This is a genomic window from Rhodococcus sp. RCBS9 (assembly GCF_029457415.1).
Lineage (GTDB): Bacteria > Actinomycetota > Actinomycetes > Mycobacteriales > Mycobacteriaceae > Rhodococcus_F > Rhodococcus_F qingshengii.
The window spans coordinates 504,494-515,000 of the sequence record NZ_CP120422.1 but is presented as its reverse complement, the minus strand read 5'-3'; the positions used below and the strand labels follow the sequence as shown (position 1 = coordinate 515,000).

The 10,507-nt window shown below is 60.4% G+C and carries 6 protein-coding genes and 2 rRNA genes (1 of these 8 only partly in view); 4 read left to right on the top strand and 4 right to left on the bottom strand.

All coding sequences use genetic code 11. The annotated features are described in order from the left end of the window. The 3 genes from P0M12_RS02420 to P0M12_RS02410 form a co-directional block, all read left to right on the top strand. Window positions 1-1,034 (top strand): 23S ribosomal RNA (locus P0M12_RS02420); it begins 2,097 nt to the left of the window's first position. A gap of 153 nt (window positions 1,035-1,187) precedes the next feature. Beyond that, window positions 1,188-1,304 (top strand): 5S ribosomal RNA (gene rrf, locus P0M12_RS02415). Window positions 1,305-1,826: 522 nt separating this feature from the next. Then, on the top strand, window positions 1,827-3,116 hold the full coding sequence (locus tag P0M12_RS02410; protein WP_276117303.1) for a plasmid pRiA4b ORF-3 family protein: 1,290 nt from the start codon (window positions 1,827-1,829) through the stop codon (window positions 3,114-3,116). A gap of 81 nt (window positions 3,117-3,197) precedes the next feature. On the opposite strand, the gene P0M12_RS02405 is transcribed toward P0M12_RS02410, so the two are convergent. Both P0M12_RS02405 and P0M12_RS02400 read right to left on the bottom strand, forming a co-directional pair. Next, window positions 3,198-3,773: a TerD family protein gene (locus tag P0M12_RS02405; RefSeq protein WP_003940660.1), complete on the bottom strand. Its 576-nt coding sequence runs from the start codon at window positions 3,771-3,773 to the stop codon at window positions 3,198-3,200. 113 nt (window positions 3,774-3,886) lie between these two features. After that, the gene (locus tag P0M12_RS02400) at window positions 3,887-7,069 is read right to left on the bottom strand and encodes a DEAD/DEAH box helicase (protein ID WP_277377419.1); all 3,183 of its coding nucleotides are present in this window, start codon (window positions 7,067-7,069) and stop codon (window positions 3,887-3,889) included. A gap of 112 nt (window positions 7,070-7,181) precedes the next feature. Here P0M12_RS02400 and P0M12_RS02395 point away from each other — a divergent pair, with 112 nt between their 5' ends. Beyond that, the gene (locus P0M12_RS02395) at window positions 7,182-8,309 is read left to right on the top strand and encodes an alpha/beta hydrolase family protein (RefSeq protein ID WP_031333643.1); all 1,128 of its coding nucleotides are present in this window, start codon (window positions 7,182-7,184) and stop codon (window positions 8,307-8,309) included. 52 nt (window positions 8,310-8,361) lie between these two features. Here the strand turns inward: P0M12_RS02395 and P0M12_RS02390 are convergent, their stop codons facing one another. Together P0M12_RS02390 and P0M12_RS02385 are read right to left on the bottom strand one after the other, a co-directional pair. After that, window positions 8,362-8,721, bottom strand: coding sequence for an excalibur calcium-binding domain-containing protein (locus P0M12_RS02390; protein WP_003940648.1), 360 nt, complete (start codon window positions 8,719-8,721; stop codon window positions 8,362-8,364). Between the two features lie 170 nt (window positions 8,722-8,891). Then, the gene (locus P0M12_RS02385) at window positions 8,892-10,265 is read right to left on the bottom strand and encodes a dicarboxylate/amino acid:cation symporter (RefSeq protein WP_003940669.1); all 1,374 of its coding nucleotides are present in this window, start codon (window positions 10,263-10,265) and stop codon (window positions 8,892-8,894) included. Between the last annotated feature and the right edge of the window lie 242 nt (window positions 10,266-10,507).

Below are 10,507 nucleotides of genomic sequence, written 5' to 3'. Positions count from 1 at the left end.
TCTTCGGAGCGAAGCTGAGAATTTAAGCCCCAGTAAACGGCGGTGGTAACTATAACCATCCTAAGGTAGCGAAATTCCTTGTCGGGTAAGTTCCGACCTGCACGAATGGCGTAACGACTTCTCAGCTGTCTCAACCGTAGACTCGGCGAAATTGCATTACGAGTAAAGATGCTCGTTACGCGCGGCAGGACGAAAAGACCCCGGGACCTTCACTACAGCTTGGTATTGGTGTTCGGTTCGGTTTGTGTAGGATAGGTGGGAGACTGTGAAACGGTGACGCCAGTTATCGTGGAGTCGTTGTTGAAATACCACTCTGATCGAATTGGACCTCTAACCTCGGACCATGATCTGGTTCAGGGACAGTGCCTGGTGGGTAGTTTAACTGGGGCGGTTGCCTCCCAAAATGTAACGGAGGCGCCCAAAGGTTCCCTCAGCCTGGTTGGCAATCAGGTGTCGAGTGCAAGTGCACAAGGGAGCTTGACTGTGAGACTGACAGGTCGAGCAGGGACGAAAGTCGGGACTAGTGATCCGGCACCGGCAAGTGGAAGCGGTGTCGCTCAACGGATAAAAGGTACCCCGGGGATAACAGGCTGATCTTCCCCAAGAGTCCATATCGACGGGATGGTTTGGCACCTCGATGTCGGCTCGTCGCATCCTGGGGCTGGAGTAGGTCCCAAGGGTTGGGCTGTTCGCCCATTAAAGCGGCACGCGAGCTGGGTTTAGAACGTCGTGAGACAGTTCGGTCTCTATCCGCCGCGCGCGTTAGAAACTTGAGGAAGGCTGTCCCTAGTACGAGAGGACCGGGACGGACGAACCTCTGGTGTGCCAGTTGTTCCGCCAGGAGCACCGCTGGTTAGCTACGTTCGGAAGGGATAACCGCTGAAAGCATCTAAGCGGGAAGCCTGTTCCAAGATGAGGTTTCTCACCCCCTCGAGGGGTAAGGCCCCCGGCAGACCACCGGGTTGATAGGCCAGAACTGGAAGTGCAGTAATGCATGCAGGTGACTGGTACTAATAGGCCGAGGACTTACCACAAAGAAGCTACGCGTCCACTGTGCGGTATCTGAAACAACACACAGATACTGATGAGAAACCCTGTTTTCTCCATCCCCCAACACCAGAAACTGGTGTTGACGGGTGGTGAAACCAGGTGATCAGAAGAAGGTTACTGTGACAGTTTCATAGAGTTACGGCGGTCATAGCGAAGGGGAAACGCCCGGTCCCATTCCGAACCCGGAAGCTAAGCCCTTCAGCGCCGATGGTACTGCACTCGACAGGGTGTGGGAGAGTAGGACACCGCCGAACACACATTAGAGAAGCCCCCCAACCAGTGATGGTTGGGGGGCTTTCTCGTACCCAAAACACCCCACCCCGCCAACACCCGAAAGCACCGCCGCCGGCACCCCCGACTTCGAGCGAACGGCACTTTCGTCGCCTCAGATCGACCCAACGTACCGTTCGCACCATCAAGGGGCGGGAGCACCCCCGCCGGCACCCCCGCATCGAGTGAACGGCACTTTCGTCGCCTCAGATCGACCGAACGTGCCGTTCACCATCAGGGCAGGGATTGGGCGAGGAAGATGCCGTCGCCGATGCACGTAGCGACTTGTTAGCCAAGGTATAGATTGTGAACCGTCTCATAAGTCCGAAGTACTCTCCGATTTTGTGCCTTCGTCCCTAGCACTTTGGCCTAGGCTGAGTCTCATGGTGGGGTTGAGCAGCTCGAGGGTGTCGCATTTGCGACTCGTTCCGACGGAACCTGAAGAACTGCAAAGGTTTGTACAAGAAGCTGGCGGAGGGCGTGGGGGCATTCAGATTGCGCGATCGTTGCGTTCGAAGAGGCGCGCGGTACCGGCGCAATACGCGATACGTATCAGTGTCGACAATGTTTCCACTCAGATCTGGCGACGAATCCTCGTCGCGTCGGATCTGAATCTGGATGACCTGCATTCGGTGGTTCAACGGGCAATGGGGTGGAGTGACCGTCAATCGCACGCGTGGTCCAAGTCCGGCAGCCGATTTCCCGGCGAGGTCGAAGAGTACGTAGCTTCCGGGAGCAACGCCGAGCAGCGTCGGGCCGGCCGAGCGGCGATCGTAGAGTCCGCGGTACGCCTGGACGAGGTCATGGTCTCGCCTGGCGATGAAATCAGTTATCGCTACGGACGCTTCGGGAACTGGCGCCACACGCTGACACTTGAATCTTCCGAAGTACTGCCCGAAGGGTTCCAAGTTGTGTGTGCCGCGGGTCGCGGTGCTTGTCCGCCGGAGGAATGCGTCGGACCTGACGAGTACGAGCAACTCCTCGGTGTTCTCGCTTCGGAGAAGCTGCGCTCCCATGAATGGACCCTCGAATGGCCGCAAACTGATTTCGAGCCGACACGATTCGAGATCGCTGAGGTCAATAATCGACTGCATAGTCCTAGACCGGACGAGATCGCTGCGTCGTACGACATTGCGAAGCTCGTCGAATGCCTGGGACCTTCGCGAGTCCCGGAACTGCATGCGGTCCTCGCCCGCGCTGGCATTGACGATCAGTCGGCAATCGGGGAGTTGGTCCACGTCGAGGCGGGCCAACGCATTCAAGCGGTTCTGGCTCTGATCGGTGTCGAAGGGATCGGTGCCGATGATTTCTTCACGACGGTCGACGCGATGCTCGACGAACCTGAACTGGGACCTGTAAACCTTCCCCAAGGGCGATCACTCTTCGCAGTGCTCAAGAAGTTCGGCCTGGTGCGAAAGCACAAAGGGCAGATTGTTCTGACGAAGCGGGGACAGTCGGCAGAGCGGGACACGTCAATGACGTGGTCGGTGATCGTCGAGGGAGTTCCGGTTGCGCCCGGCGGCTCGCAGAGGGCGGTGGAACTCCTTGTCCTCCTTGCCGTAGCCGCCGGCATGTCGCCGGCGGATCGTCATCGTTTCGTCGCGGGAGCGCTGGAGTCGATTCGGTCGTCGAGCATCCTGATGGCTGGAGCTCAGACTTCCAGACGTGACACGTCCGGGAGCACCGTAGAGGTGCTCGGATTGATCGGCGCTACGGGGTACGAGCTGGGGAAGTTCGGCAGCAAAGCGGACTCGCCCTGGGCTGTTCACCTCGCGAGGGCGATCTTGCGGCGTTAACTCGCGCGTCGACACAGACAACCGAAACGGGGTTCGATCCGGCAATGCCGAATCGAACCCCGTTTCGTGTACCGGTAGAGATCAGATGTTCACGCCGTAGTCGCGGGCGATTCCGGCGAGTCCGGATGCGTATCCCTGTCCGACTGCACGGAACTTCCATTCGCCATTGTGGCGGTAGAGCTCACCGAAAAGCATGGCTGTCTCGGTGGATGCATCTTCGGAGAGGTCGTAGCGTGCCAGTTCGGAGCCGTTCGACAGATCTACGACGCGGATGTAGGCGTTGGTGACCTGTCCGAAGGACTGGAGTCGCGCATCGGCGTCGTGAATCGAGACGGGGAAGAAGATGTTGGTGACGTTGGGCGGTACAGCCGGGAGGTCGACGTTGATGACCTCGTCGTCGCCGTCACCTTCACCGGTGAGGTTGTCGCCGGTGTGCTCGATGGATCCGTCGGGCGAGCGAAGGTTGTTGTAGAAGACGAAGTGAAGGTCGGAAAGGACCTTGCGTTCCGGGCCGGTGACCAACGCGCTGGCGTCGAGGTCGAAGTCAGCACCACTGGTGCTGCGTGCATCCCAGCCGAGACCGACTGCGACCTTGGTCAGATTGGGTGCGGCCTTCGACAGAGATACGTTGCCGCCCTTGGCAAGTGTGACGCCCATTCAGGTTCCTCTCGTTCGAACGAAGTGGATTTCTTCGTTCGGGAGTTCTGTGTTGTCCGTTCGCGACTCACATTACCGTGAGCGGGTAGGTGCGGTTCGACCGAATAGGCACCTCACTCGAACAGCGCGCGAAGATCCTCGGCGTCGAGTCCGGTGCCCAGTGTGCCTTCGGCGTCCATGACATTCGAGAACAATGCCGACTTCTTGGCTTTGAGCGCCATGACCTTCTCTTCGATGGTGTCTTTGGCAATGAGGCGGTAGACCATGACGTTTCGTGTCTGCCCGATGCGGTGAGTACGGTCGACCGCTTGTGCCTCGGCGGCCGGGTTCCACCAGGGGTCGAGAATGAAGCAGTAGTCGGCCTCGGTGAGATTGAGGCCGAAGCCACCAGCCTTGAGGCTGATCAGGAAGACGGGGACTGCACCAGACTTGAACTCCTCCAACACTTCACCGCGATTGCGCGTCGAACCGTCGAGATAGCTGTACGGAATTCTTTCCTCGTCGAGTCGGTTGCGGACAGAACCGAGGAACCCGGTGAATTGGCTGAAGATCAACGCACGGTGTCCGCCCGCAACGACGTCGTCCAGTTGCTCGACGAGAGCGTCGACCTTGGCCGATGGGACGGGTCCGCTTTCCTCGTCGACCAGCGAGACGTCGAGACTGAGTTGGCGTAGCAGCGTCAGCGACTGCAGGATCGTGAAGCGGTTCTTGTCGACGTCGTCGAGCAGTCCGAGAATCTTCTGCCGTTCGCGTTGCAGGTGGGTGTCGTAGATCGCGCGATGGCTCGGATGCAACTCGATCTCGAGTACCTGCTCCTGCTTGGGCGGCAAGTCTGCGGCCACCTGTTCCTTGGTGCGCCGCACCATCAGCGGTTTGACGCGTCGTCGCAGTTGCGCCAATCGTTCTGTATCACCGTCTTTTTCGATGGGAGTGCGGTAGACGTCGGTGAAGGTGGTGGGGCTGGGAAACAGTCCTGGTGCAGTGATTGCGAGGAGCGACCACAACTCCAGAAGATTGTTTTCCATGGGTGTACCGGTGATCGCGAGTTTGAACGGTGCGTTCACCGCCCTCGCGCACTGGTGGACCTTGGACTTGTGGTTCTTGGCGAATTGGGCTTCGTCGAGTACCAGTCCGGACCAGCGGCCGGCGGAATACGCATCGGTGTCGAGGCGAAAGAGAGCGTACGACGTCACGACGATGTCCGCCCCGCCGACGAGTGCGGCCAGATCGGTTTTTCTGCGGCGCAGCGTGTCCGTGATGACAGCGGTGTGGAGGGTCGGTGCGAACTTCGCCACTTCGGACTTCCAGTTGGATACGACGCTGGTGGGTGCGACGATCAGAAAGGGAGGCGCGGCTGGATTCGATTGCCTTGCAGCGCAGATCATTGCGAGGGTCTGCAGTGTCTTGCCCAGGCCCATGTCGTCGGCGAGTATGCCGCCCAGGCTGTGCTGGCGCAGGAAATTGAGCCAACGGAATCCGTCGACCTGATAGGGACGTAGCGTTGCCGTCAACGTGTCCGGGACTTCGACGGGATCGATGCCCGAACTGCCGAGCAATCCTGCGATCTGCTTCTTCCAAGCTGCTTCTTGATGTTCGACCCTTCCGAGCGCCGTCAATTCTTCCCACAGTCCGGCCTGAAATTTGCTGATCCCGAGTTTGCCGGTGGGCCGATCGAGTAGCGACCGCGCTTCGGTGATGAGACGGTGCAGGCCGAGTAGTTCAGGTGCGTCGAGCCGAAAGAAGGCGCCGTCCGGTAGCAGTATGTGAGTCTCGCCCTTGCTCAGAGCAGAGAACAGTGTTGTGAACGGAACGCTTTGTCCCGCAACATCGACGGTGATATCGAGGTCGAACCAGTCGGATCCGCTGTCCCCGTCGGGGGCTGATGTGCTGAGGCCGATCACGACAGCGTCGTCTGCAGGCCGGTAGTCGGCGGGGGTTCCTGCAACCGTGAGGTCGATGGCGTCGTGCGCTTCGAGTTGGGGCAGGAGGTCGAGTGTGAACTGCATGGAATCGAGGCCGGTCAAAGTTCCCGCGAGAGTGGCCTTCGCCGCGGCCGCACCGAGGCTCTTGGCAATGGCATCTTCGGCAACGTGGTTGCGGATCTCGGACTCGTCGGTGGTTGTGTCCGCGGTAGAAATGATCAGTTCGTCGGCATCGACGGTGTACTTCCATGCCGATTCGATGTCGATGCGGTGGTTGTCCGCGTAAGTGGCCATCAGTTGTAGCCGAGGACCGGACACAGTCGGTGGGTTGTAAGCACCGTCGGAAGATATGACGGGAGCGAGGTTTCCGAGTTTGAACACGAACCGCGACGTGAATGCATCCCGATGCTCGGCGGGTATGTCGACCGATTTTCCGGAGTCGATCAACTGCCTCAATTGGTGAGTTATCGGCGTGTGCAGTGGTGCGAGAGTGATCGCGTTGGCGGCGTCGAGCGCGAAGACGCCATGTGCCGGCGTGCCGACCAGTCCCCAGTCGGAATGAGTCACGATGTGCCCATCGGTCTGAATTCGGGGAGTGAGACGGAGGTTGTTGTTTTCCGCTCCGTGGACGTCGAGGCAGATGTTGGCGTCGTAGAGTAGGGAGATGTTGCCGAGGCCGGCTTTCGAGTGAACGAGTGAAACGCCGACGCTGATGGCCTCACGAAGAAGCGACCAGAGTTGCGGGCTCGCGAACCCGGCAAGATCGATTTCCGCGGCATTTTGATTTCGGTAATGGTTGCCGGCGCTGTGGAGGAGATGTATGTCGCGTAGAACCCGGAGGTGATCTGCGGGGAACTGAAAAGTGCTTCCGAGTTTGTTCCAGGCGAGCCCGCCGGAGATCCACCTTCTCGCTCCTGGTTGTACGGGTTTGATGATGAGCCTTGTCGATGCGCCCTTGGTTCGGGTGGTGAATTGAATGCCAAGTCCACGTGTAGTGCGGCCGGCCAGGTCTGGTCGGAGCAACTCCTCGAGCGAGCTGTCCCATCCGAGGTGTTGTGGAGTCTTGTTCGCCTCCGCAACCGCTGCGAGCACCAACGCGACTACGTGCTTGCAGTTCATCCGCACGGGACACGTGCAGAGGCCACGCGTGAACGTTGCTGTACCGGCCGCGCTGCGACTTACCGAAATCGTGCAGGTGTACGGCTCTCGCGCAGTTCCCGATACAGCGCCGGTCAAGATGTCAGCGGTGTCGTTCCATCCGATGGATTCGACTGCATTCTCCCCCAGGTAGACAAGTCCGCGTTCGTAGGTGGTTGTGCCCACGACAGCGCGAATTCGGTCGAGGTCGAGGGCCCTGACTGAATCCGGTTGCACGGGGGCCAGCCTAGTAGCGGCGACCGACAGATCTTGTCGTGGTCGTTTGTCCAAGAAAGTCCGAACTGCACGGTATGTTCACGGAAACATCTTTGACTGGTTTGGGAGTTTCATGAGGACTGAGCGGCGTGCGTGGATTCGATCTGCGCGCACAGGTGCGGTGTGTTTGGCCGTCTGTGCACTTTCTTTGCAATTGGGCGGACTGTCGACGGCAGCGCCGAGTTCCGGAAGCTCGGGTAGTTCGGGAAGCTCGGGAAGTCTGGGCAGCGTCGAGGGAAGCGTGAGCTCGGGGTCGACGATCCCGGGACCACTTCAGGAGGATCCGGGCCCCAAACCGGACCTGCGCGACGACATCGTCGTCCCGGCCATCGTCGGCGAGAAGGTGACCGCACCACAGGCGATCAGGCTGACGGTGGCGTCGCCCGCACTTCGACGCGAGGTCGGCGTCGAGATCTTGCTACCCGCGGACAATTCGGTTCCGCGCCCGGCGCTGTACATGCTCGAGGGCGTCGACGCCGGAGAGAAGAGCAGCGGATGGATGACGATCGGCGGCGCCCCGGCGTTCTTCGCCGACAAGAACGTCAACGTCGTGATGCTCAATGGCGGAATCGCGAGCCTGTACTCGGACTGGGAGAATCCGGATCCGCGGCTGGGACTGCACAAGTGGGAAACCTTCATCACCGAGGAGTTGCCACCGCTGATCGACGCGCGACTCGAGACCAACGGAATCAACGCGATTGCCGGCAATTCCATGGGCGCGATGGGTGCAATGATGCTCGCCCAACGCTTTCCGGACATGTATCGCGGCGTTGCCGTGTTCAGCGGCTGTTATTCCACGATGGATCCGCTCGGCCGAACTGCCGTCCAGGCCACGATTTCTTCTCGAAGCGGAGATCCGGCCAACATCTGGGGTGTGCCAGGGGGCCCGGAGTGGGAGGCACACGATTCGTTGATCAACGCAGAGAAGTTGCGTGGCAAGGAAATCTACGTGTCGACGGCCAATGGTCGTCCCGGGTCCGACGAGACTCTGCAGACTCCTGAACTGCTCGAGCGTCTGGTGATCGGCGGCGGCATCGAGGTTGCCGCCCACGCCTGCACCAAGATGTTCGACGCTCGGTTGCAGGAGCTGAAGATTCCGGCGCAGGTGGATTACGAGCCGAACGGCACGCACGCGTGGGCGTATTGGCGTGAACGACTGCCGAAGGCGTGGCCGACTCTGTCCCGGGCATTGGGCGTCTGACGGTTCGACAACAGTGCTCGGGTTGTGGATGCACCACAACCCGAGCGTTGGATCACTCGCAGGCGATGCCGTCGTTGTCCCGGTCGAGATGCGGGGCGTATCCGTTCTGGCCCCGGTACAACGGAGCTGCGCCGGCATTACGAACGGCTGTGCAGTTCTGGTAGTACCGCGCTGGTGCGGGAGTGTTCTGCGGCGCCGGCTGGTTCTGGGGCGCTTGCGGAGCGGGCGGCGCCGGCGGTGCGAAGACCGGGGGAAGGAACGGCTGGACTGCGTCGGCAGAGCCAGTCGGAATCATGCGTGCGATCTCGATCGGTAGGAAATCGAAAACCGTGGATGCCTGAGCGGCGGGTGCGGCAACCAGAGTGATTGCGGCGCAACCTGCGACGCTGAATGCCAGACGGCGGAGCTTCATGTGACCTCGTGTTCAACTGGGCAGCCCTTCCACTTCTGAGGGCTGTGCCGGCTGAGCATACTGGTCATAACGACCAAATGGTTTATTTCGGTAAGGGTGAAATCTGGGTGAAAAGCAGCGTCCCGCACCGTATTGCTCAGGTGCGGGGACGCTGCTGTAGTCATCGAGGGTTACGCGTCGACAAGTTCCTCGGCGAAGGGATCACCGTTGCGGGGAGCGTCGAAGCGCTCCTTGTCGAGGATTCCCTCACGCTTTGCGACGATGACCGGGACCAGTGCCTGGCCGGTGACGTTGACTGCGGTACGGCCCATGTCGACGATCGGTTCGACTGCGAGGAGCAGTCCGACGCCGGCCAGGGGAAGACCAAGGGTGGAGAGTGTGAGTGTGAGCATGACTGTCGCACCGGTGGTTCCGGCCGTTGCCGCTGAGCCGATGACCGAGACGACGACGATCAACAGGTAGTCGGTGAAGGTCAACGGAACGTCGTAGAAGCCTGCGACGAAAATCGCCGCGATCGCGGGATAGATTGCGGCGCAACCGTCCATCTTCGTGGTGGCACCGAGCGGAACGGCGAACGAGGCGTACTCACGCGGAACGCCGAGGTTGCGTTCGGTGACGCGCTCGGTCAACGGCAGGGTGCCGATCGACGAGCGCGAGACGAATCCGAGCTGAGTTGCGGGCCAGACGCCGGAGAAGAAGCTTCGAACCGAGAGGCCGTGTGCGGCAATCAGGATGGGGTAGACCACGAAGAACACGATCGCCAGACCGATGTAGATGGCGGCGGTGAAGACGCCCAGCGACCCGATCGCATCCCATCCGTAGGTGGCGACAGCGTTGGCGATCAGCGCAGCGGTGCCGATCGGGGCAAGGCGGATGATCCACCACAGGACCTTCTGGACGATAGCGAGCAGCGAAGCGTTGAACTCGAGGAACGGCGCAGCCTTGGGACCGATCTTGAGTGCAGCAATACCGATTGCACCGGCGATGACGAGCAGCTGCAGGACGTTGAAGCTCAGCGATGTAGTCGCCACGCCTTCGGCGACGGAAGTCTTTGCACCCAACCCGAGGAAGTTGTTCGGAACCAGTCCGGTGATGAACGCCCACCACGAACCGGAACTCTTGGGTTCCTTCGCGGCTTCGGCGGCGACGTCGGTCCGTGAACCGGGATCGGTGATCAGGCCGACGATGATGCCGATGATCACAGCGATGAAAGCGGTGATCGCGAACCAGAGCAAGGTCTGCACGGCCAGGCGAGCTGCATTGGCGACCTGGCGCAGGTTGGCGATGGAGCTGACAATGGCGGTGAACACCAGCGGGATCACCGCAACGGTGAGCAGCTTGACGTAACTCGAACCGATGGTCTGTACGGTGCCGACCAACCAGTTGACGTTGCCGTCGGCCGCATCAGGCATTGCCCGGGCGACGAGACCGATGATGACACCGAGTACGAGACCGGCGACGATCTGCGGTCCGAATGCCGTCGCCCAGGACGGAAAACGGGACGTGGACTTTTCCGGCACGCCGGTGGAGGTGGAGCTGGGCATGACTATGCCTTTCGAAAATCAAGGGAGCGAAACGCAGCGCGGCACCAGAGGCCGGGCAGATTCGAAGAAATGTTTCCTGGTACGCGTCAGGTCAGAGCGAGCGCGTACACATTGCGCTCGCCTGCAGGCGAAGGTCGACGTAACGCCGACTGGTCAGGAACAACACTGTCCACACACTACTCGCAGCTTCAACTACTCGATCCCGAGGGTCGCCGCGGGAGTTCGCTTCGTGTTCGTCGGGC